This window comes from Leclercia sp. UBA5076, assembly GCF_002416465.1.
Lineage (GTDB): Bacteria > Pseudomonadota > Gammaproteobacteria > Enterobacterales > Enterobacteriaceae > Enterobacter.
This window is the reverse complement of sequence record NZ_DIAO01000021.1, coordinates 113,054-136,076: the sequence shown is the minus strand read 5'-3', so window position 1 is coordinate 136,076 and position 23,023 is coordinate 113,054. Positions and strand designations below refer to the sequence as shown.

Genomic DNA, 23,023 nt, shown 5'->3' with positions numbered 1-23,023 from the left:
TTTATCGCCCCGCATCCATGTCACAGCGCATATGATCCCAGCCGGTGTACCCCTTCACTTCGGGGACTTTGTCGGGTAAACCCTGCCAGTTCGTTTTAAATTGTTGAGTGCTGTTTTCAAGCCCTTGCTTAGTCATATAAATCATCCCCCAGGCCCAGCCCGGAGAACGGGGTTCCAGCTTCCCGTTAACTATGCCTCCCATACCGTCCTCCACGGTAAATTCAATGCCTGGGCCACCAGGCAGAATACGCGGATCTTCAAACGGCTTTGACGACATATACAGACGGTGTTTGGTCTGTAAAAAACCCTGATCGTTGACGACGGTGAAGGATAATACGTCTTCAGCAGGCGCGTAGTCATCACCATTAGGTTCATTATGCCCGGGAGCAAAGCCAACAGCCTTCCATGTTTCGCCATAATCTTTCGAAACAAGAAATCCATCCACCTCCCAGTTTGGGATAGAAATATAACGCTCTGAAGGATGAATAAATTTGCGGGTGAATATTCGGTAAAACTGAAAATATGGCTGTGAATGAATGCCTCGCTTTATATCCGTATACCAGAGTTCCCCCTGGCAATCCCAACCTTTTAACTCAAGGTAGCGATGGTCATCGAACCGATAAACAACCTGCGTCGGTGGCGTTTTCGCCAAACTATTCGCAGTCAGTAAAATAGTAGCGAATGCGAAAACAACACAAAGTCCCTTCATGCTCTGTCCTTAAGCCAACTGGCTGTCACTTTTAGGTTTTGGCATTTCCCATTGCAATAACTTCATTTCCTTGAAGTCTTCCAACCTGACAATACCCATATCAATATCTTTCGGATGACGTGACCGAGGTCGGATGCCGGCATAATCATTCTTTACACCGTAATCACCTTGTGGTAGCACATTGTCAGGTTTATTCATAAAGTTTTTAGTCGTACCCGCTGGTAATCTTCCGGAACAATAATATTCTTTAGCAGCAGGAAAACCATTTAATGGATCCCGCCAGTCTGCACGATGCAATAGCTCTTCCCAGAATTTCCCCGCTTTGAAATCAAACGATTTACACTGTCCAATCGCCAGGTCAAAGGCCATTGCCTGAGACGGCGCAAACTCGCTCATCACAATGGAAGAGTGCTGGCTGTAACCAACCGGATCCGTTTTCTGCCATTCTGCTTCCAGCTCTTCACGGGTTTTCAGCCAGGTTATGGACAGTACCGGGTACTCTTTTGAACCCGTAACCTTCCCTTCAATGACTGTGTGTTTCCGGGCAATACTTTCAATCTCAAGTTCATCGCGCGTTAAGACATGCCCTGGTTTCCAGCTAACTCGCTGATAGCTGTTGAGCATATACATTGCAGAGTCCGTGCGCTTAATAGCGCTGGCTTTGGCGGAATAGGAGATGTAAGCGTCCGGACTTTCCGGATCGATATAATAGGTATAGGGTTTGTCACTGGTTTTTGGATCGTTATCAGGATGGTTATCCTGCCCCTGGAGCTTGAAAATAAACGGCTCCGGTAATTCCTCGCCGTTAATGATTACATCACGAAAGTTATAACTGCTGTTCGTCAGGAAGGCATATTCTGCATCTCCCTCCTTTCGCGGCGGTAACGTAAAAGGCGCACCGTCCGGCTCTTTCCCTACCTCGCCGTGCTGATAAAAAACGCGCTGATACAGATTAGGAATATCACGGGCTATTTTCTGAGGGATGCCCCGCCAGCCCATCCCCTGCACATTTTCCAGCGACACGACACCGTCGTTCGGACAAAAGTAGTTGTACACCTTGCCGTCGTTGCTCCGGCAATACCGGTCATCGGTCCGCAGCGGATTATCGGAAGGTTTACGCAGGGTGCAGGAGGCCTCCATCGCCTGCAGTTCACCCTCTGTTATTTTTCCGCCCCCTTTCCACTGCGTGTACATCAGGCGACAGAAGTTTTTGAAGGTGTTCTGCCTGGCCGCGTTGGTCTGTTGATATCCGGGCTGAATATTTTCAAATGCGCGCGACTCCAGCGAATAGGGAGAGTGGTTAAGAATGACGCAGTTAACCGGGTCATAACCGGCCTGTTTGACCAGCATATTTGCCAGCATGGTGATGATAGTTCCCTGGCTATGGGCGACCACATTAATCACATCCTTTTCAGTGACAGGCTCACTTCGAATCTGAATAATCAAATCCGCCAGCCGTTGCGCAGCAAAAAACTGATAAATGCGGTGCGGGTTTTCATAAACAGGATGGGTGAAATCGCCGCCATTCAGGTGCAGAGAAGCAAATCCCGCTGCGGCCACACCAAAGCCACCGGCACCCGGCCCTAACATGTCGGGAATAGTGGTCGTCGCATTAGCAAAGGTTCCGCCTCCTTTGGCAAAATGCATATCAAGCGCGTTTTTCAAGTTATCGCTCTGGAATTTAAAGGGTCCTTTGCCGTCATTACCCAGCGCCGCTTTATTCTTCTCGTTATTTTCCTGATAGGCGTCATACGGCAGATGGGCTTTCTCACTCAGCTTGCTGACTTCCTCCCGGTAGCGCTTCTGGTCTGCCCGGTAGTCGTCACAGGTCACCGGTTTATATCCCCAGTAAAACGGGATGACGGGCGAACGGCCGGGAGCGGTGATCCTGTAGTCTTTCCAGGTATGGGCATAAAAATCCTGCCGGTTAAGCCGTTTCCCCAATCCTGCAAGAATGCCCTTCTCCTGGTTCTGGTAGGACTCACCCACGTCGTTCACCCCGTGGACCAGAATCACAATGCACGGCATCGGGCGCGGCACGCCCACGTTGCGCGTCTGGGCCACTTCGCCCAGGCTTTTGTGTACCGGAATATCGCCATCCGAGACCACCCGCGGGGCGTACGGTTTTGTCTTCGTCTCCCTCATTCCATCAGCCCCTTTTTGTAACGATAGCGTCTGACCAGCAGTGCCAGCTCATGCTCCAGCACGCACTCATACAGCGCTTCAACAACGTATGACTTAAGGCGGGAAAATTGCGTAGTCGAGCCGTTAATCTGTTGTGTTGGTAGCCAGGGCTCGCTTAACCCCTCTGTTCCGGTAAACGAGTGAACATCCGGAATAACGCTTTTACTTCGGGGAAAATACAACAAATAACGATTCAAGGTGTCCTGTTGTTGGACCGCCGCGGAATTCCCTGGCATAGTTAAACATCCTTTTAATAAACGGTGGGTGTATTTTTAAATAACACACCCAAACCCGTTATCAAAATATGACCTGGCTATATGAAACCAGATATGATAATTATCAGGTTATTCACAAAATAAATCTATACTCTTTAAAAAATCACCACGCAAATATAAAATAAATACCGTTCATCCAGTTTTAAATATCAAAATGACGAATACGTTATTTTAACCGGCAACCTTATTTGCCGGGTTGCGGTGGCGGCTGCGCCTTACCCGGCCTACACGGGTACAGTACACGCAGGCCGGGCAAAAGATTTACATCGAATAACCCGGTTTCTTAATCAACTCATCCAGCTTCGGCTCAATCTCCCTGTCCCAGACCTGCGCTTTCCAGTCCGCTTCTGCGACCTCGTTCAGGGCTACGGAAATGGCGCGATCTTTACTGTTCAGATGACGGGTAATCACCTCGGCGATATCCGCCGCCAGGGCGGTTTTTTGCTCGTCGTTCAGGTCGCGCGGGAAACATTTGATATCAACGTGTGGCATGTGCAGGGCTCCTTTTGAATGAGCATTCCAGACTAGCAGAGAATAGTGTTGTCTTTTAGCACCTTGTGCAGTTTCGGGAGCTTGCACACGCTATCGGCGATGGCCGTGATCTTCGGGGTATTGGCAGCGAACCAGTCCGGACGTGGTCCCCAGGTACGCATCACGCACAGGTAGCAGTCCACCAGCGTGATTTGCTCGCCAAAGGCGTATGGGGTGGCTTTGAGGTGATTATCCAGCCACAGGTAGAGCGATTTCCGGTATTCACGGCAGTTTTGCTGTAGCTGTTCCGGGGCGTCCGGTGCCCAGCGCTCCGGGTAGTCGGCAAAGGTAAAGGTGGGATAGACGTTGGCTACCAGCCAGATCAGCAGGCGCTGAAACTGCTGGCGCTCCGCGCGTCCAACCGGAGGCGCAAGTTCCGGGCAACGATCGAGGATCATCAGCGCAATCGCCGCCGTCTCCGTTATGATTTCGCCATTTTCCAGCTCGAGGGTTGGCACCTGACAGAGCGGGTTGAGTTTTTCCAGCAGCTCACGGGTTGCCCCCGGCTTATCGAACCCGTCGACGTTGATAAACTGATACGGAATGTCGGCGAGGGTCAGCATCACCTCACTGATGGCTGAACCCCAGCCCGGTACGCCATACACTTTGATCATGATCGCTCCACTTCAGGGTCAAAACCCTAAGTGTAGAGCAGCATCAGTAGGTGATGCCTGGCGGATTGACCTCCGACTGCGTTACCGCTTCGCCCTGCTCCGCCCAGCGCGCCAGCACTTTCTGGTACTCTCCCCGCTGGATCGCCCCGTCGAGGGCGGCCTGTAAGGCATACACCAGCCCGTTCCCCTTTTTAGTCGTGGTCGCCACATACGCCTTCTTCGGCCCTAAGCCCACCACCCGGGTTTTGCCGGTCAGCGCCGCTTTGTAAGCCGAGACCGACTGCGGGCCGAAGAAGACATCCGCCCTGCCGGACTGGATATAGAGATTGCCGGAGGCGTCGTCGGTCAGATAGACCGGCAGCGCAGGCTCTCGCCCGGCGCTTTTGTTCTCCTCGTTCCAGCCCAGCAGAATGCGCTCCTGGTTAGTGCCGGAGCCGACAATCACCTTTTTGCCTGAGAGATCGGCGGCGCTTTTAATCGATTGCACCTCGCTGGTGAATTTTACCGAGAAGGCCAGGTTATCGACGCGATAGGTGGCAAAATCAAACTTCTCTTTACGCTGCTCGGTCACCGCAATGTTCACCAGCGCCACGTCGTAACGCCCGGAGGTGATGCCCAGCGGCCAGTCCTCCCACGCCGTCGGTACCAGCTTTAATTTCAGCCCGAGGCTGCCCGCCAGCAATCGGGCGATATCCGGGTCGCTGCCGATGCGGGTGCGGTTGTCGCTGGCCAGCAGCGCCAGCGGCGGGGAGTTGAGCGCCGAAATGGCCACCGTCAGGGTGCCCGGTTCGACAAATTTATAGTTAGCCGGGATCTTCGCCACCGCCTGCTTGTCCACCGTCACCGGCAGTGGCTGTTCGTTGGCCTGTAAATCAATCGCGGCGTGGCTTGTGGATGCCACCATGAGTAACGCCAGTACGCCCTTTTTCATCTTCACTCCTTACAGCACTTTGGACAGGAACTGCCGCGTTCGGGCGTGGGACGGTCGGTTCAGTACCTCGTCGCTGCTGCCCTGCTCCACGATTTTGCCGTCGACCATAAACACCACCTGGTCCGCCACTTCCCGGGCGAAGCCGATCTCATGGGTCACCACCACCAGCGTAGTGCCGGAGCGGGCCAGCTTTTTGATCACATCCAGCACCTCGCCAACGAGTTCGGGGTCCAGCGCCGAGGTGGGTTCATCAAACAGGATCACCCGCGGACGCAACGCCAGCGCCCGGGCAATGGCGATGCGCTGCTGCTGCCCGCCAGAAAGATGACGCGACCAGGCGTCGGCTTTATCCCGCAGCCCCACCACGTCCAGCAGTTCGTAAGCCCGCTCGATGGCCTCTTTACGGCACAGCTGTCTGTGGGCGATGGGCGCTTCGATCAGGTTCTCCAGCACCGTCAGATGCGGGAACAGGTTGAAGTTCTGGAACACGTAGCCGACATTGACCCGCTGTTTGAGGATCGCCTTCTCTTTCAGCTCGTACAGCGTGTTGCCCTCCCGACGATAGCCGATGTAATCCCCGTCAATCTGAATAAAGCCCTCATCGACCCGCTCCAGGTGGTTAATGGTGCGCAGCAGCGTCGATTTGCCCGAGCCAGATGGGCCGAGGATCACCGTTACCGAGCCGGGCGGGATCTCCAGCGAGACGTTATCCAGCGCCTTGTGGCGGCCAAAGAACTTGCTCACACCGGTAATCGAAATATGTCCTTCAGGAGAGGCTGGCATGGATGGGCTCCTGTGTGGTTGGAGTGGTGACTGAACGGGTGCGGGTGGCGCGGGAGCTGTTCACTGCCGAGCGGCGCTCGCTGCGGGCCAGGCCTCGCTCAACCAGGTGCTGAATGGCAGACAGCACGGTGGTGATCGCCAGATACCAGACGGCACCGACCATCAGCAGCGGGATCACCTCCTGGGTGCGGTTGTAGATCATCTGGATGGTGTAGAACAGCTCCGGCATCGCCAGGACATAAACCATCGCTGTGCCCTTGGCGAGGCTGATGATTTCGTTGAACCCGGAAGGCAAAATGGTGCGCAGCGCCTGCGGCAGAATGATACGCAGGGTACGGCGTGAGGCCGGTAAGCCCAGCGCCGCTGCCGCTTCATACTGGCCGTGATCGACCCCTAAAAAGCCGCCGCGAATGATCTCCGCGGTATAGGCGCTCTGCACCAGCGTCAGCCCGACCACCGCCGTAGAGAACTGCCCCAGCACGTTGATAGTTTCAAAGCTGCCCCAGGTGATGCCGGTAAACGGCACGCCGAGCGACAGCCTGTCGTAGAGATAGGAGAAGTTGTAGAGAACGATCAGCACCACAATCAGCGGCAGGGAGCGGAAGAGCCAGATGTACCCCCAGGCGAGGCTGCTCAACAGCCACGACGAGGAGAGCCGCGCCAGGGCCAGCACGCCGCCAAACACCACGCTAAGGAGGGTGCCGATCAGCGTCAGGAGCAATGTCTGCCCAACGCCCTCGAGGATCACCGGGTCGAAGAACCAGCGGGCAAACACGCTCCACTCCCAGCGGGGGTTAAAGGCCACCGACTGAATGACCACCGCCAGCACAAACAGCGCCACAATCGCCCCCACCGTGCGCAGCGGATAGCGCGCCGGGACCACTTTGATGGTTTCAACGTTGTTCATCGTCGTTCCTCAAGCTGATTTGCTGAACGCTTCGCGTACCAGCGTTTTGGTGAAGCGCAGCCGTCCGTCAAACGGCGGCTGGCTGTACTCTTCCGGGTCGCGGTTAAGATCGAACTGCGCCGCGTAGCCCTGGCTCAGGTAGAGCCGCACCGCTTCCGGCTGGCGGAAGCCGGTGGTGAGATAGATCTGGCTGTAACCGGCAAGCCGCGCCCGGCGCTCCAGCTCCTGCACCACCCGGGCGGCAAGCCCCTGCTGGCGCAGGGATTTGTCGGTCCAGATACGTTTGATCTCGGCGGTTCGGGCATCGAAAGGCTTGTAGGCCCCGGTGGCGATAATCTTTCCGTCGCGCTCCAGCACGATAAACAGACCCTGGGGCGGCAGATACCACTCGGTCAGTTCCACCTCGGCATCTTTAGAGAAGTAGTCCCCGTAGCGCGCCGCGTATTCACCGAACAGCCCGTTAATAATGGGCTGAAGATCGGCATCCTCCGGTGAAACGTCACGAAAAAGGTCGCTCATAGGATCTCCTTAGTCGCCAAGACCAGCCGGGTTAACTTCGGAGTACGGGATGCGCTCCACCCCTTCACCCCAGCGGTTCAGTACCTTGTCGTAGTCGCCGTTCTTGATCACGCCGTTGAGCGCGGTCTGCACCGGCTCTGCCAGGCCACTGCCTTTTTTCAGGGTGACGGCGATGTGCGCCGCTTTCGGCCAGCCGCCGTCCACGCTGCCCACGAGTTTGGTTTTCCCGTTCAGGGCCGCTTTCCATGCGCCGATCACGTTCGGGCCAAAGTAAGCGTCCGCGCGACCGGACTGTAACGCCAGGGTCTGGGCGGCTTCGTCTTTGGTGTAGATGGGGGTGAACGGCTTCAGCCCCTTCTTCTGGTTCTCCGCATCCCACGCCAGCAGGATCGCCTCCTGGTTGGTGCCGGAGCCCACAATGATCCGCAGCCCGGCGATATCCTCAGCCTGCTCAAGTTTCTTGATCGGGCTGGTGGATTTGACGTAGAAGCCCAGCGAATCTTTCCGGTAGGTGGCGAAATCGAACTTCTCTTTGCGCGCTTTAGTCACGGTGATGTTGCTGATCGCCGCGTCGTATTTCCCGGAGGAGACCCCCAGCGGCCAGTCTTCCCAGGAGGTAGGCACCACGTTCAGCTCCAGACCGAGGCTGTCGGCCACCAGACGGGCGATATCCGCCTCGCTGCCAATCAGGGTTTTGTTGTCATCGGCGAAGACCGTCAGCGGCGGCTGGCTCAGGCCGGCAATCGCTACGGTGAATTTTCCCGGCACCACCGGTTTAAAACTGGCGGGCAACTGGGCGATGGCCTGCGGATTTTTTGCCGTGTTGATCGGCGTTTTATTGGCCTCGAGGCTCACCCCGGTGCCGTTAATTGTGACGTTCTCTGCCCAGACGGCAGGGGTAAAGGCCAGCGCGAGCGCCAGAATAAGCGATGATTTTTTCATGGCAGGTTCTCTTATTGTTTTGTGAACTGATTAACGGGCTGCGCTAAACCCAGGCTCTCGCGCAGGGTGGTGCCGGGGTATTCAGTGCGGAACAGGCCGCGCGCCTGCAACAGCGGCACCACCTGGTCAACAAAGCGCGGGAAGGTGTCCGGCGTGCCGCCCTGAATAATGAAGCCATCCGCCGCATGGCCTTCAAACCACTGCTGTAACCCATCGGCCACCTGCTCCGGGGTGCCGGAAAAACGCGGGCGCGGCGAGGCGGCTTCCAGCGCCACCTGACGCAGGGTTAAGTTGCGCTCACGGGCGTTGCGTTTGATCTCATCGGTGGTGCTGCGGAAGCTGTTTTTACCCAGCTCGCCAATGTCCGGGAAGGCCTCGTCCAGCGGATACTGGCTGAAATCGTGATGCTCAAAGTAGCGGCCAAGATAGTTCAGGGCATCTTTGATGGAGACCAGCGCGGCGGTGGTCTGGTACTGCTGCTCCACATCGTCACTGTCTTTCCCGACGATGACGCTTACCCCCTGGAAGATGTGCAGTTCGTCCTCCCGACGGCCATGCTGTTTAAGCTGGCTTTTCACGTCGTGCCAGAACGCCCGGGCCTCATCAAAGGTGTCATGGTGGGTAAAGATGGCGTCGGCATGTTTCGCCGCCAGCCTTTTGCCATCGTCCGAGGCGCCGGCCTGGAAGACAATCGGCCTGCCCTGCGGTGTGCGGCCAATATTCAGCGGCCCGGCCACCTTAAAGAAATCCCCGTGGTGATCGAGGGTGTGCAGCTTTTGCGGATCGAAGAACTGCCCGGTCTCTTTGTTACGCACAAAGGCGTCGCCCTCCCAGGAGTCCCACAGCCCTTTCACCACGTCGAGATATTCGTCGGCAATCCGGTAACGCAGGGCGTGCTCCGGGTGCTTATCCCGGGAGAAATTTTTTGCTGACCCCTCCAGCGGCGAGGTGACCACATTCCAGCCCGCCCGGCCATGGCTCAGGTGATCGAGGCTGGCGAACTGGCGCGCCACGGTGAACGGCTCGCTGTAGGAGGTGGATAATGTCCCCACCAGCCCCAGCCGGGAGGTGACGGTCGCCAGCGCCGACAGCACGGTCAGGGGCTCAAAGCGGTTGAGAAAATGCGGGATCGACTTCTCGTTGATGTAGAGGCCATCGGCGACAAAGATAAAGTCGAGCTTGCCCGCTTCGGCCTTCAGGGCCGTCTCTTTGACGAAATCAAAATTGATGCTGGCATCGGCGATTGCTGCCGGGTGGCGCCAGGCCGACATATTCCCCGACGCGCCATGCAATATCGTGCCCAGACGCAGCTGTCGTGTTGCGGTCATAGTGACTCCTTCCCCTTAAAGTTGATTCAGTGCTTTTTCTGCAAGCCGGGCGAAATAGCGCGCGGCGGGTGCGATGAGGGCTTCGTCCGGGTTAAAAGCCGGATGATGCAATCCATAGGGGCTGGCGCTGCCAATGCTGACGAAGGCGCCGGGGATCTGCTGGAGGTAGACGGCGAAATCCTCCCCGCCCATGTGTAGCTCCGCCTGCTGCGTCTCGTAGCCAGTTTCCCGCGCCACCGAGGTGGCAAACTCGGCCCAGGTGGCGTCGTTGACCAGCGCGGTAGGCCCGGCATACCAGGTGATATCGATCTGCGCATTAAAGGCGCTGGCGAATCCGGCGGCGATCTCAGCTACCCGGGCCTTCACGTTCTGCTGCACTTCGGTGCGATGGGTGCGCAGGGTTCCTTCCAGCTCGACGTGCTCCGGCAGCACGTTCCAGGTATTTCCCCCGGTAATGCGCGTCACGCTCAGTACCACCGAGTCGAGGGTGTTGACGTTGCGGCTGGCAACGCTTTGCAGGGCCGTCACCAGCTGACTGGCGGTCACGATGGCGTCGTGACCTTCATGAGGACGGGCGGCGTGAGCGCCTTTACCGGTAATGCGCAACACGAAGCGATCAACGTTGGCGTAAAACGGGCCGCCGCGGGTGGCAAAGTGTCCGACCGGTAAACCGGGTTCGTTATGCATGCCGAAGATGGCGCTGACGTCGCGCAGGGCCCCGGCGCGCACCAGGCTTTTGGCGCCGCCAAAGTTCTCCTCCGCGGGCTGGAACAGGATCCGCACCCGGCCATTGAGCGCCTCTTCCCGCGCTTTCAGCTGCAAGGCGGCGCCGAGGATGACGCTGGTGTGTATGTCGTGGCCGCAGGCGTGCATCACCCCGGCACGCTGAGAGGTGAACGCCACCCCGCTGCGCTCCTCAATCGGCAGGGCGTCGATATCCGCGCGCAGGGCAATCTGTTTTTCACCCCTCCCCACCTCGGCGACCACGCCGGTTTGCAGGTCATAGGGAAGGATGGCGATCCCGGCATCCCCCAGCCACTGGCGCAGGCGCGCGGTGGTTTCTACCTCCTCGCCGGAAAGCTCCGGGTTCTGGTGCAGCTCGCGGCGCCAGGCGATCAGCTGTTGCTCCAGGCTCATACCGCCACCTCCCGTTGCTGTCGGGCCTGGGCCAGCAGACGCAGGGACTGCACCCGCGCAGCGCCGTCAGCCACCGGGGTATCAATGATGAACTCGTGAATGCCCCACTGCTGATGCAACGCCTCCAGCTGTTCCAGCACCGACTCCGCAGTGCCCACCAGCAGGGACTGGGCGCGACGGGCGATGCGCAGCGGCTCACTGTTCGCCTGGCGGGCAAAGGCGTAGGCCTGCTCTTCGCTGGCGACGGTCACCCGCTGGCCGTTGGCCAGCTCAACGCCCCACACCTCTACTGCGCTTGCCAGCGCCCCGGCCTGCGCCTGTGTGGGGGCAACGATGGCCTGCACCGCGACAATGACCTCGCGGGCGCTGTGGGCGCGCCAGGTCTCAATGACCTCACGCAAAAGTTCGGGGTCACCATTCAGATGGGCGGCAAAGACAAAGTCCCAGTTGAGGCGGGCGGCGAGACGCGCGCTCTCCACGCTGGCACCGAGCAGAAAACCGGCGGCAGGCACCTGCGGCCGCGGGGTGGCACGCACCGCCTCCTCCTCTGAACCTGGGTTGATCCAGCCATCCAGCTGCGCCAGCTGTGCGGCGAAATCGCCCTTCTCCTGCGAGTTGAGGCCGAGCTGGAGCGCCTTTGTCGAGAGCGGCAGCCCGCCGGGCGCCTTGCCGACGCCCAGATCCACACGCCCCGGGGCAATCGCCGCCAGCAGGTTGAAGTTTTCCGCCACTTTGTAGGGGCTGTAGTGTTGCAGCATGACCCCGCCGGAGCCGACGCGAATGCGCCGGGTCTGCCCGAGGATCCAGGCAATCAGCAGCTCCGGGGACGGACTCGCCAGTTGCGGGGTGTTGTGGTGTTCGGCAATCCAGAAGCGGTGATAACCCAGCGTCTCCGCCTGCTGCGCCAGGCTCAGGGTGCGGGCCAGCGCATCGGCGGCCGTTTCGTGTTCTGCGACAGGACTTTTATCCAGAATGCTGATTCGCCAGGACATGTTGCAATCTCGTTTGACTAAACATGTCGCCATTATTAAGGGGCGATTTCACCGCTGAGAAACAATTAATTTACATTTGGTTTGCCATATTTCAGAAATACCGCGGCGGGTTAGCGCGCTGCACGTAGCTCCGCGAGCAGCGCTTCGGCCTGTTGTCGGGTGGTAATACGGACGAAGCGGATATGGGCATAAGAGGGGTTGCGCATATCCGCCTCGTAGCGCGCCCGGTTGCTGCGCCAGGTTTTAAGCGTCCAGAGCAGGATCGACTCGCGGCTGAAAAAGGAGCGGCGAAAGCTCTCCCGGTTGCCGGTGCCGGGCCACAGCTCCTGCTGCGTCCAGGCGCGTTTTACCGCCCGCGTCACCGCCTGACGCAGGGTGCGGGCCAGACCGTAATCCACCCATACCACCAGATCCACGTCGCGCCATTTTATGGGCCGGGTGCGGTTATAGTTGCCGTCCAGCACCCAGCCAGGTGTCGCGCTGAGGGCGGCTTCCAGTTTCGCAAAGAGAACATCGTCCGGGGTGCCCTGCCACTCCGGGAGCCAGTAGAGGGTATCCATTTCGATACAGGGCAGCGCCAGTTCAGTGGCGATCCGGCGGGCGAGCGTGCTCTTGCCGCTGCCGCTGGTGCCAATAATATTAATTTTCATCGTCTTACCTGTTAAGCGGATAACCGTGGTCAACCATGATAATGTTTTATCATTGTTAATGAAACGCTATTTCGAAGAGTCCGGTTTCGGTCAGGTATCCATTACTTTCTTTATATTTAGCTTAAGTCAATTTATTCCCCGCCACCCCCAACCTTTTCTCCTTGTTGATGACATTTTTATTACGCGCGCCACCCATAACCAATAAAAAATAGTTAATGGCGATACTTTCTAATTATCGGGAATTTGTGGAGAATACGCCGTCCGGACTATTTAAAATAATATACAACCTTACCTGAATCTTTTTCGGGTGGCTTTTATTTACGCAGACATCAGCCTGGAGTAATTTATGAGGCGTAACAATTACGTTACACAAAACGAGTATTTGCTTAACGAAGGCTCGACCTTAATGTCGACCACCGATATCCAGAGCCATATTACTTACGCGAACTCGGCCTTTATTGATGCCAGCGGTTATAAAGAAGAACATCTTATTGGTGAACCTCATAATGTGATCCGCCATCCGGATATGCCCGCGGAGGCGTTTGCCGATATGTGGTTTACCCTGCAAGCGGGTGAAAGCTGGACGGGACTGGTGAAGAACCGCCGTCACAACGGGGATCACTACTGGGTGCGCGCCAACGTGACGCCGGTTTATCAGAATGACATGCTTACCGGCTATATCTCGGTGCGCAATATTCCCGCGCGCCATGAGATTGATGCCAGTGAAGCGCTCTATAAGCGGGTGCGTAATAATCAGGTAAAAGGCCACCGCTTTTATAAAGGGGTGCTGGTTCGCCGGGGACTATTTTCCTTTCTCTCGCTTTTCAAACGTCTCAGCACAGCAAAACGGATTAATTACTCCCTTGGGATAACCGCCCTGCTCGCCTTTGCTGTTTCTTTATCTCTCCCCGGCGGCTTAATTCAAATTGCGGCGCTGGGGCTCCTCTTTATTTTGCTGGGGTTGTTTCTTAATGCCCAGATTTGTCGCCCGTTAAAAACCATCGTCAAAAAGATGCAGTGCGTGGTTTCCGGGCGCAAAACGGACTCTACCCATTTTGAACGTGTCGACGAAATAGGCTTAATGATGCGGCTGGTTAACCAGTCCGGCTTAAACCTCAATTCGCTGGTGGATGATGTGGGAACGCAAATCAGCGGCATCCGCGCTATCAGCCAGCAGGTGGCGAAGGAAGGCGATGCCCTGCAGGCGCGATCCGAAGAGACGGCGGACGATCTCCAGCAGACGGCCGCGGCGGTGGAAGAGATAGCCAGCGCGGTTCAGCAGACCGCAGATACGGCAGAACAGGCTATCCAGATGGCGGACCAGACCAGCGCCAGCGCGTACCGTGGCGAAGCCGTGATGAAGCAAACCATCGGCGTGATGCAGTCGGTATCAAAGGATAACCGCCAGATCGTCGATATCATCGCAGTGATCGACCGGATCGCCTTCCAGACCAATATTCTGGCGCTCAATGCTGCGGTGGAAGCGGCCCGCGCCGGAGAAGCCGGACGCGGTTTTGCGGTGGTGGCTGCCGAGGTACGCAATCTGGCCCAGCACTCGGCGTCAGCGGCAAAGGAGATCGCCGCGCTTATCGAGAAAAACGTCGCCAGCGTCAATGCCGGGGTGGATATGGTAGCGCAGACCGAAGCGCAGCTGACCACCATGATTGGCAACGTACTGAATATGTCATCGCTTATTAAGGAGATAGGACATGCTACCCAGGAGCAGACCCAGGCCCTGAGCCTGATTAATGAGTCCATCTCCCGTATCGGGGTAATGACCCATAACAATACCGGGATGGTCGAGCATGTCACCCAGGCGGCCAACCACCTCACCCAGCGCACCACCCGCCTGCAACAGGCGATTGCGGTGTTTGGCGGCTAAAAGTGATGGGGTAAGACGATAAAAAACAGACGGTGGTTGCACGCCAACTGAAGATGACTTGATGGAAAGCGCATCTGGGTTAAGAATATGTTAAACCATGCATAATCAGACAGATACCTGTCGCTGTTTTCCACAAGGGCAACCTGAATGAGTGATAGACTGCCAGACGAAAGAGTGAATACCCGTTCCGCCAGAAATAGCGGCTTAATCATTACGGCCAGGTTTATCTCTGATTTTGGTGCTTTCCTGAATATGGTGGTGCTGTCCACCTATGTCTATTTGCTGAGCCAGAGCGTAACGCATGTGAGTATCTTTCTGGCCTGCCGGGTGACAGGAGGCATCATTGCAAGTGCTGTCGGTGTGCCTTTTTTTCGCCGCTTTCATGGCCGTCTGCCTTTAGTGGCTTTTGATGTAATACGCGCTGCGCTGTTAGCCTCGCTGTTAATTTTGCCTGCGGCGACTCAGCTTTATATCTTGCCTTTGATTGCACTGGGTATTGGACTGGGAAATTCGATGTTCGCTATCGGGCTTAACAGTCAGCTGCCCTTGTGGATTGATGAGTCCCGACGTGTATCCACAAACGCCTGGTTAACCTCTGCCTCTGCGACGGGGGCGGTGACGGGAAGCCTTGTATCCGGTATTCTTCTGGCGACCAGCGGCTACGAGATTGTGTTTGCTGCGAATATTGTGACTTATCTGGTGGCGGGTTTGTGCGTACTGCCGTTACGCTTTTTGGTGCAGCCTGTTGCTGATGAGTCAACACAGCAGCGTAAAGAGTGGCGTAATCTGGTCACAGGGCTGCGGACGGCTCCGCTGTTAGCAGGCATGTTGCTGGTAACCATGGCCGATACCCTGGGCAGTGCTGCCCATAACGTAGGCTTTCCCATCATTTCTGCGCTTTTTACACCCGCATCAGCCGGGAAAACAATGGGGCTTTTGCTGGCTGTCTGGGCCAGTGGAAAATTCGCCGGGGCGCGTCTGGCAAACTACCTGTTAGTGCGCTGCGAGATGCGTACAGATCGGCTGTTTTTTTATGGCGTGGCGTTTATGTCCCTTGGCTTTATCTTTACCTTTCAACAGACAGCCCTTCCGCTGGCACTGCTGTTTATCGCAGTGGCCGGAGTGGGAGATGGTCTGGCGGACGTCAGTCTGATCTCGCGTATTCAACGCGAGCCTGAATCATTACGATTGCCTGTTTTTAGCCTGATGACGCTGCTGCAGATGACCGGATTTGGCGTGGGTATGTTAATTGTCGCGCCATTCTATATCTGGTTTACCCCCGCGCTGGTTATTGTCCTTTTTCATGGTATTCCGTTACTGACATTAGCTGCCGTATTGCTGTCTCTCCGACACCCATCCCCCAAAAAGGCAGAACAGCACTCAGATATTTGAACAACACGCGTGAATATCGGGTGCATGACATGAGATCGGGGGTTTGACTAATACGCCTTACCGATCACCGCAAAAATGGCTAACCCGGCGAAAAGGTCATATCTTTTTAAAGCGATAACCGCCGCCGGGAGCCTGGATGAAAGCAGCGAAACTGACGTCAGCGTATTCCTTACTCGCCTGGGGTGCCCTCTACTATCTCCTGGGATGGCTGTCGCTCTGTCTCGACGGCCCCGACATCCGGACGGCTTTTATCTGGCTACCTTCAGGTGTTGCCGTCACCGCCTTTCTGCTGAGTCCAAAAAAGCAATGGCTCGCGCTGTGGCTGGTTCTGTTTATTGCCCGTCTGGTGCTGGGGCTCACCTTTCACCATACTTTTCACGTCTCCCTGGCGCTGGGGGCGTTTTCACTGACCAGCCATCTGGGGATTGCCTGGTCGGTGCATTACTTTTCACGGCATTACGATCGGCTGCATAAGATCGTCACCTGGACGATTGCCACGGTCGTCTTCAGTACCCTGAACGCGCTCGCAGGGGCGATCTGGCTCTCTTCTCTTGCCGGCACCCTTCAGATGAGCTGGTTCTGGCTCGCCTGGGGCGCCAACGTCACCGGCACGCTGTTTGTCACCCCGCCGCTGATGGGCCTGCTGGCCCCGGGGGATAAAGCGGCGCGGCGCGAGTCGCTGTTCGGGGTCTGTTTAGTGTTCGCAATACTGCTGGCGACCCTGTTCATCTTTAGCGACGTGCCCGATCGCGGCGACAATATCGCCCTGATTTACTCCCTCGCCTGCCTGCCGTTGATCCTGCTGACCGCTACCACCGTGGTGTGCGGTAATCGTCTGGCGTCGCTGGCCTTCATTCTCTTTAGCGCGGTGGTTATCTACGCCTCATGGCGGGAGACCGGTCCCTTCTATTTTGCCCGCCTGATGCCGGAAGAGTCGATATTGCTGGCACAGTGCTACCTTTCCGCGGCCGCCCTGCTGCTGGTCTTTATCCGCGCCCAGAAAACACACCGTCCAGGGGATGGCCGTTTTCAGGGCGTGGCGTACTCTTTGGATCCTGAAAGCGGTCGTCTGGTCTGGGAGTCTCATGCCGACCCGCGCCTCAGTGCCGTATTAGCCCCTCTCACCAGCCGGGAAGCCCTGCTCGCCCGGGTTCCCGATGCAAAGCAGAAGCAACAGATGGTTGCCCGCTGGCAGGCGGTGGCGCAGGGTCAGCCCGTAACCGAGCCCTTTCGTTTCAGCCTGGCGCTGGCGGACCGCCCACCGCTATCGATAACAGAGCGCAATATGCTGCTGATGGCGGATAAGGATCGCCCGGTAATTGTCGCCTTCTGGTCCGGCGAGAGAGGAAGCCTGTTCCAGACCACGCCGCAGGAGGAGGTTTAACGATGCTGCAGATCGCCTTTTTGCTCGCCGGTGCGACATTTGTCCGTAAAGCGGCACCTTACTTTATGCTGGCAGGCGTGCTCTGGGGCGGGCTTGGGCTGGCCATTTTTATCGATGGCTTGCAGGGCGGGCTGCACTTTCCGCTGCATATCTTTGGTCTGTTTCTGCTGCTCGACAGTCTGGTATCCCTGACATTGGGGTCGTCGGCGAAAGGAACCCAGCGCGGCATCTTTTACTTCAAGGGCGGCCTGTTCCTGCTCATCGCCATGTTGATTCTATCCGGACGCCACGACGGCACGCTGGCGCTGGCCATCGTCTTTGGGCTGGCGTACTTCATTACCGGCCTGTTCACCATCGCCTCTGCCGTGGTGGTGCGCTTTACCCACTGGCGGCGAGCGCTGCTCGCCGGGGTGGCACAGATCCTGTTCGCCATTTTTCTGTTCCTGCCCTTTCCAACGCAGCATGATGGCACCGTCTCGCAGTTTATCGGCATGGTCATGCTCACCGGCGGGGTGCAGTCGGTGCTCCTCTCCCTGCGGATGCGGCAGGTCCGTCATGGCCGCTCGGTGTTTGATATTCTCGCCCCGCGCGAGGCGCTGCCCCCCACCGTGACAAACACGCCGGGCAATCAGCTGATTGTCCATGTCTGGACCCCGGAAGGATCGGCAAAACAGCAGCCCCTGCCGCGCCCGGTCATTAACCGCTATATCGCCGCCGTGGATGCCAACGGGGTGATATCCACCGGCCATGCGGCGCTGGAGTGCCCTCCCCACCTCTACATCAGCCTCTATCCGGCAGCGGAGATCGACCGTTCCCCCTCCGAGTTTTTTAATCTGCTCAAAGCGGTTGAAGCGAATACCGTGGCGGGGAAATACCAACCTGACTATCGCTATGAGGCGGGGATCTGGTGCGAGTCTAACCGCAAAATCCACTTCTCCATTTTTAATGCGGCGTCGCTTAACAGTTTCTGGGCGCAGTACCGCCAGACCGAAACCTATAACCTCACCTGGCGCAACTGCTCCAGCAGCGTGGCGTATGCCCTTGAAGCGGCTCTGGATGGCGTGTTGAAAGAGCGCTGTACCCGGGGCGGTTTTTTGCGGCTGCTGCTCATTCCGGAGCTGTGGATCGCCGCGCAGCTGCGCAAACGCGCCACCAATATGGCCTGGACGCCCGGGCTGGTGCTGGACTATACCCGGGCGCTGCACGCCATCGTGCATCCCAATGGCGTTTCGCTGATCGCCTTTATCAAAAACAGATTTTCTACATCTGCGGATAGTGCTCGTCGGTGACTTTCTCCAGCCAGTCCACCGGGCTGCCGTTCACCGCTTCGACGATGGCGATATGGGTCATCGCGGCCTCATTATGCGCCTGCCACACATGTGGTCTGTATGCCTGGGCGTTTATCGTTCAGGAACAGGTAATCCGCATCCAGTTGGACGCAAATAATCATTCCATCTGCATCACTTTCACGCCGTTATTTTTTGCGTCGTTTATTAATTGCAGGTAGGATGCTTCGCCATGTTTTGCCTTATCCATACGCAGAATGACTGGAAAGGCAGAATATTTCCGCGCGAGAGCAATCGTTTGTATTGCCGAGCGCCGGTTATGGACACGATGTTCTTGATTCAGACAGGCAAACAGGTAACTCAATGAAAACAAGCAATAAAAGCGCAGCCGATCATCACGCTGCGAAACGTCGCTGGTTGAACGCCCACGAAGAGGGCTATCACAAGGCGATGGGCAACCGTCAGGTGCAGATGATTGCCATCGGCGGCGCTATCGGTACCGGGCTGTTTTTAGGTGCAGGCGCACGTCTGCAGATGGCTGGCCCGGCTCTGGCACTGGTCTATCTGGTGTGCGGTATCTTCTCCTTCTTTATTCTGCGTGCGCTTGGCGAGCTGGTGTTACACCGTCCGTCCAGCGGCAGCTTTGTCTCTTACGCTCGCGAGTTTCTCGGTGAGAAAGCCGCTTACGTGGCGGGCTGGATGTACTTTGTAAACTGGGCGATGACCGGGATCGTGGATATCACCGCCGTGGCCCTCTATATGCACTACTGGGGCGCGTTTGGCGATGTGCCGCAGTGGGTGTTTGCCCTTGGCGCGCTGGCGATTGTCGGCACCATGAACATGATCGGCGTGAAGTGGTTCGCTGAGATGGAGTTCTGGTTTGCACTGGTAAAAGTGCTGGCGATCGTCATCTTCCTGGTAGTGGGCACCGTGTTCCTCGGCAGCGGTAAAACGCTGGATGGCAACATGACCGGCTTCCACCTGATCACCGATAACGGCGGCTTCTTCCCGCACGGCCTGCTGCCTGCCCTGGTGCTGGTCCAGGGCGTGGTGTTCGCCTTTGCCTCCATTGAACTGGTGGGCACCGCGGCGGGCGAATGTAAAGAGCCGGAGAAAACGGTACCCAAAGCGATCAACAGCGTGATCTGGCGTATCGGCCTCTTCTATGTCGGCTCCGTGGTGCTGCTGGTTCTGCTCCTGCCATGGAACGCCTATCAGGCGGGCCAGAGCCCGTTCGTGACCTTCTTCTCGAAGCTCGGCGTGCCGTACGTGGGCAGCATCATGAATATCGTGGTGCTGACCGCGGCGCTCTCCAGCCTGAACTCCGGCCTTTACTCCACCGGGCGTATTCTGCGCTCCATGTCGATGGGCGGCTCTGCGCCGCAGTTTATGTCGAAAATGAGCAAACAGCAGGTGCCCTATGCGGGCATTCTGGCGACGCTGGTGGTCTACGTCTTCGGCGTATTCCTGAACTATCTGGTGCCGTCCCAGGTCTTTGAGATCGTCTTAAACGTTGCGGCGCTGGGCATTATCGCCTCCTGGGCCTTCATCGTGGTGTGCCAGATGCGTCTGCGTAAGGCGATCAAAGAAGGCACCGCCGCCCCGGTAAGCTTCAGAATGCCGGGCGCGCCGGTCACCTCCTGGCTGACCCTGCTGTTCCTGTTCAGCGTGCTGGTGCTGATGGCGTTTGACTACCCGAACGGCACCTACACCATCGCCACCATCCCGCTGCTGGCGGTTCTGCTGGTTGCGGGCTGGTTTGGTGTGCGCAAGCGCGTGCATGCGGTCCACAGCACCGCGCCAAAGCACCCGGATGAAGAGAAGCATGACGCTCCGCTGGTGGAAGAGACCGCGCGTTAATCGCTTCAATAAAAAAGGGAAGGCAGATGCCTTCCCTTTTTTTTGCCCCGGAACCTACGCAACCGGAGCAGGAATGCGCGCGATGACCTTAATTTCGAAATCAAATCCGGCAAGCCAGGTGACACCAACGGCGGTCCAGTTCGGATAAGGGGCCTGCGGGAAAATCGCCTGTTTGACCTGCATGATCGTTGGGAACTGATTCTCAGGATCGGTGTGGAAGGTTGTCACATCAATCAGATCGTCAAAGGTACACCCCGCCGCGGCAAGGGTCGCTTTCAGATTATCAAACGCAAGCTGCACCTGAGCGGCGAAATCGGGCTCGGGGGTGCCATCGGCGCGGCTTCCCACCTGACCCGAAACAAACAGCAAATCGCCGGAACGGATGGCGGCAGAATAACCGTGTGCTTCATAAAGAGCATGACGGTTGGCGGGGAAAACCGGTTCGCGCTGGATCATAAGGTATCCTGTATTGTATTAACGTTGGAAAAGGCAACGCGCAGCGCGTAAAGATGATTTAATATACGCGGCGTATGTCAAATTAATATCACATACGCCGCGTATGTCAAATGAAATTGGAGAGCTTATGGTTGCCAGACGCCGCAGCGAAACGATGGAAGAGAACCGTGCAAAACTGCTGATGGCTGCACGAAAAGCCTTTGCGGAAAACGGCTTTGCCGCCGCATCCATGGATGAATTAACCGCAAGCGTCGGCCTTACCCGCGGGGCGCTGTACCACAATTTTGGTGATAAAAAGGGGCTGCTCGCCGCCGTTGTCGACCAGATAGATCGAGATATGGCGCAGCGTGCGAAGGCTGAGGCCGCCGGGGTGGAAGATGACTGGGAAAGACTGCTGGCGGAGGGGATCGCCTATATCAAAATGGCGCTTGATCCGGAGGTGCGACGCATCGTGCTGCTTGATGGCCCTGCTTTTCTCGGCGATCCCGCCCAGTGGCCCGGTCAGTTGAGCTGCCTTGAATCCACGCGCCAGAGCATCCTCAAGATGCTCGAACGCGGCGTGATTAAGCCTGTGGATGCGGGCAGTGCAGCCTATATGTTAAACAGCGCCGCCATGAATGCCGCGCTGTGGATCGCCGCCAGCCAGGACCCGCAGAAGGCGCTGCCGGACATTATTAAGGTGTTTACGCACCTGGCAAGCGGCCTGTGCCAGCGTCCTGCTCCGTAGGCCGGGTAAGGCGCAGCCGCCACCCGGCATAAAGACCGTACGCGTCCTCGTTGCCCGGCGGCGCTGCGCTTGCGCGGGCCTACAAAACCCGCATACATTCGTAGGCCGGGTAAGGCGCAGCCGCCACCCGGCATAAAGACCGCACCCGTCCTCGTTGCCCGGCGGCGCTGCGCTTGCGCGGGCCTACGGTTTGGCCGTTGGTAGGCCGGGTAAGGCGCAGCCGCCACCCGGCATAAAGACCGTACCCGTCCTCGTTGCCCGGCGGCGCTGCGCTTGCGCGGGCCTACGGTTTGGCTGTTGGTAGGCCGGGTAAGGCGCAGCCGCCACCCGGCATAAAGACCGCACTCGTCCTCGTTGACCGGCGGCGCTGCGCTTGCGCGGGCCTGGGGTTTAACATCCATCGGGCGGCATAACCAACCTTACAGCGCGATACGGATCACATCATCCGGCTGGGTCGCTTCCTGCTGGCGGGTCGACTTCTGCTTCACCGTCACGTACAGGGTTTTGCCGTCGGCGGAGAGCGCCAGGCTGTTCGGGAAGGTCGGCGTGTCGTGCGTTTTGGTCACTTTGTAGGTTTTGGCGTCAATCACGCTCACCTTGCCCGCTTCACGGTGGGTGACGTAGGCTTCGTCCCGGGCCGGGTTAAACAGCACCGCCAGGGATTCCGGGGCTGCCACCTTGCTGATGATGCTGCCATCTTTCAGGGAGACAACCAGCACTTCCGGCTGCTTAGAATCGGTGATGAACGCACGCTGGCCCTTAACATCCAGGCTCAGGTTCAGGTAGAAGTGCTCTTTCCCGTCGTCCTGCAGCTTCTTACGCGCGATGATTTTGTGGGTCGCGGTGTCGATGGTCACCAGCTCGCCGTCGCCGTTGGTGGTGTAGAGACGTTTCGCCTGGGCATCCAGCGCCAGGCCGGTGCTGAATTTGCCGGTGCCGGTAATGGTCTCTTTCAGCTTCAGCGTTTCGCCGTCCACCACCCAAATCACGCTCTCTTTGCCGATACCGGTGATATAGACAGTGTTCGTGGTGTCATCCGCCACCAGCTCACGCGGTTGCAGCGGTTTCACAGTCTCGCTGCGCTTACGATCGTCAAGCACCAGACGGCCCTTCACGTCACCGGTTTTGGCATCAATAGCCGTTACCGCGCTGTTGGTGGTATTGCCAAACCACAGGGTCTGGGTGGCGTTATTGATGGTGGCGCCAAACGGCTTCAGGTCGCTATGAATGGCCTGCGTCACTTCCAGCGTCAGCGGATCGAGGCGGTAGACCACCCCACCTTTATCCATTTTGCGGCTCTGGGTGGTGGCAACCCATAGAGCATTTTCCTGCTGGCTGACGGCCATTTCATATGCGCCTTTGCCCACCGCTTTACGCAGCATCTCTTCTGCGGCATGAACATTAAAAGAACCGGCTACCAGCAAAGACCCCAACAGCAGTGAGCTACGCAGACGCGGCGAGCACAGGTGACGTAAATTCATAACAACTCCCTTCGAGTAAATGGTACCGCTGACATCGCTTCCGGCTGGCAAAG

20 protein-coding genes and 2 pseudogenes are annotated in these 23,023 nt (G+C 57.4%); 6 read left to right on the top strand and 16 right to left on the bottom strand.

From position 1 onward, the window contains the following. Window position 1 precedes the first annotated feature (1 nt). The 13 genes and pseudogenes from B3X29_RS21825 to B3X29_RS21765 all read right to left on the bottom strand — a co-directional run bounded on the left by B3X29_RS21825 (window position 2) and on the right by B3X29_RS21765 (window position 12,502). Window positions 2-709, bottom strand: coding sequence for a T6SS immunity protein Tli3 family protein (locus B3X29_RS21825; protein WP_156654529.1), 708 nt, complete (start codon window positions 707-709; stop codon window positions 2-4). A gap of 9 nt (window positions 710-718) precedes the next feature. Further along, on the bottom strand, window positions 719-2,854 hold the full coding sequence (locus tag B3X29_RS21820) for a T6SS effector phospholipase Tle3 domain-containing protein (protein ID WP_414672019.1): 2,136 nt from the start codon (window positions 2,852-2,854) through the stop codon (window positions 719-721). Continuing rightward, window positions 2,851-3,129, bottom strand: a complete 279-nt coding sequence (locus B3X29_RS21815; protein WP_231736635.1) for a hypothetical protein — start codon at window positions 3,127-3,129, stop codon at window positions 2,851-2,853. Before B3X29_RS21815 ends, B3X29_RS21820 begins: the two co-directional genes overlap by 4 nt. A gap of 300 nt (window positions 3,130-3,429) precedes the next feature. Further along, window positions 3,430-3,660, bottom strand: a complete 231-nt coding sequence (pptA, locus tag B3X29_RS21810) for a tautomerase PptA (protein ID WP_156654533.1) — start codon at window positions 3,658-3,660, stop codon at window positions 3,430-3,432. Between the two features lie 32 nt (window positions 3,661-3,692). Continuing rightward, window positions 3,693-4,313 (bottom strand): glutathione S-transferase family protein, encoded by a 621-nt coding sequence (locus B3X29_RS21805; RefSeq protein ID WP_103179672.1) that lies wholly within the window; start codon window positions 4,311-4,313, stop codon window positions 3,693-3,695. Between the two features lie 43 nt (window positions 4,314-4,356). After that, window positions 4,357-5,244, bottom strand: a complete 888-nt coding sequence (locus B3X29_RS21800; RefSeq protein WP_159339339.1) for a transporter substrate-binding domain-containing protein — start codon at window positions 5,242-5,244, stop codon at window positions 4,357-4,359. 9 nt (window positions 5,245-5,253) lie between these two features. Beyond that, complete coding sequence (locus B3X29_RS21795) at window positions 5,254-6,027, bottom strand: amino acid ABC transporter ATP-binding protein (protein WP_290567520.1); 774 nt, start codon at window positions 6,025-6,027, stop codon at window positions 5,254-5,256. Beyond that, window positions 6,011-6,934, bottom strand: coding sequence for an amino acid ABC transporter permease (locus B3X29_RS21790; RefSeq protein WP_159339340.1), 924 nt, complete (start codon window positions 6,932-6,934; stop codon window positions 6,011-6,013). The genes B3X29_RS21795 and B3X29_RS21790 overlap by 17 nt, the downstream gene beginning before the upstream one ends. Before the next feature lie 9 nt (window positions 6,935-6,943). Further along, on the bottom strand, window positions 6,944-7,453 hold the full coding sequence (locus B3X29_RS21785; RefSeq protein WP_159339341.1) for a GNAT family N-acetyltransferase: 510 nt from the start codon (window positions 7,451-7,453) through the stop codon (window positions 6,944-6,946). Between the two features lie 9 nt (window positions 7,454-7,462). After that, window positions 7,463-9,723 (bottom strand): annotated as a pseudogene (locus B3X29_RS21780) (NtaA/DmoA family FMN-dependent monooxygenase). Between the two features lie 15 nt (window positions 9,724-9,738). Further along, complete coding sequence (locus B3X29_RS21775; protein ID WP_103179679.1) at window positions 9,739-10,860, bottom strand: amidohydrolase; 1,122 nt, start codon at window positions 10,858-10,860, stop codon at window positions 9,739-9,741. Continuing rightward, window positions 10,857-11,852 carry an LLM class flavin-dependent oxidoreductase gene (locus B3X29_RS21770; RefSeq protein ID WP_159339343.1) on the bottom strand — a complete coding sequence of 332 codons (996 nt, stop codon included), beginning with the start codon at window positions 11,850-11,852 and terminating at the stop codon, window positions 10,857-10,859. The genes B3X29_RS21775 and B3X29_RS21770 overlap by 4 nt, the downstream gene beginning before the upstream one ends. Before the next feature lie 110 nt (window positions 11,853-11,962). Further along, complete coding sequence (locus B3X29_RS21765; protein WP_159339344.1) at window positions 11,963-12,502, bottom strand: adenylate kinase; 540 nt, start codon at window positions 12,500-12,502, stop codon at window positions 11,963-11,965. A gap of 346 nt (window positions 12,503-12,848) precedes the next feature. Here B3X29_RS21765 and B3X29_RS21760 point away from each other — a divergent pair, with 346 nt between their 5' ends. The 4 genes from B3X29_RS21760 (at window position 12,849) to B3X29_RS21745 (ending at window position 18,449) form a co-directional block, all read left to right on the top strand. Beyond that, window positions 12,849-14,384 carry a methyl-accepting chemotaxis protein gene (locus tag B3X29_RS21760; RefSeq protein ID WP_159339345.1) on the top strand — a complete coding sequence of 512 codons (1,536 nt, stop codon included), beginning with the start codon at window positions 12,849-12,851 and terminating at the stop codon, window positions 14,382-14,384. 147 nt (window positions 14,385-14,531) lie between these two features. Next, complete coding sequence (locus B3X29_RS21755; RefSeq protein WP_159339346.1) at window positions 14,532-15,776, top strand: MFS transporter; 1,245 nt, start codon at window positions 14,532-14,534, stop codon at window positions 15,774-15,776. Between the two features lie 136 nt (window positions 15,777-15,912). Continuing rightward, the gene (locus B3X29_RS21750; RefSeq protein ID WP_159339347.1) at window positions 15,913-17,160 is read left to right on the top strand and encodes an MASE1 domain-containing protein; all 1,248 of its coding nucleotides are present in this window, start codon (window positions 15,913-15,915) and stop codon (window positions 17,158-17,160) included. A gap of 2 nt (window positions 17,161-17,162) precedes the next feature. Then, entirely contained in the window at window positions 17,163-18,449 is a 1,287-nt protein-coding gene (locus tag B3X29_RS21745; RefSeq protein WP_290567516.1) for an HdeD family acid-resistance protein, read from the top strand. Here the strand turns inward: B3X29_RS21745 and B3X29_RS21740 are convergent. Continuing rightward, window positions 18,421-18,519, bottom strand: a pseudogene (locus B3X29_RS21740) (cupin domain-containing protein); the annotation flags it as partial. The gene B3X29_RS21745 and the pseudogene B3X29_RS21740 sit on opposite strands and share 29 nt — an antisense overlap. A gap of 290 nt (window positions 18,520-18,809) precedes the next feature. On the opposite strand from B3X29_RS21740, the gene ansP reads away from it, so the two are divergent. After that, the gene (gene ansP, locus B3X29_RS21735; RefSeq protein WP_159339348.1) at window positions 18,810-20,306 is read left to right on the top strand and encodes an L-asparagine permease; all 1,497 of its coding nucleotides are present in this window, start codon (window positions 18,810-18,812) and stop codon (window positions 20,304-20,306) included. 54 nt (window positions 20,307-20,360) lie between these two features. Here ansP and B3X29_RS21730 read toward each other — a convergent pair whose 3' ends face one another. Next, a complete protein-coding gene (locus B3X29_RS21730; RefSeq protein WP_103179686.1) occupies window positions 20,361-20,762 on the bottom strand; it encodes a RidA family protein in 402 nt (133 codons plus the stop codon). Window positions 20,763-20,889: 127 nt separating this feature from the next. On the opposite strand from B3X29_RS21730, the gene B3X29_RS21725 reads away from it, so the two are divergent. Further along, entirely contained in the window at window positions 20,890-21,489 is a 600-nt protein-coding gene (locus B3X29_RS21725; protein WP_156654544.1) for a TetR/AcrR family transcriptional regulator, read from the top strand. Between the two features lie 419 nt (window positions 21,490-21,908). Here the strand turns inward: B3X29_RS21725 and B3X29_RS21720 are convergent, their stop codons facing one another. Beyond that, window positions 21,909-22,970 (bottom strand): YncE family protein, encoded by a 1,062-nt coding sequence (locus B3X29_RS21720; RefSeq protein ID WP_114314888.1) that lies wholly within the window; start codon window positions 22,968-22,970, stop codon window positions 21,909-21,911. Window positions 22,971-23,023: the final 53 nt, after the last annotated feature.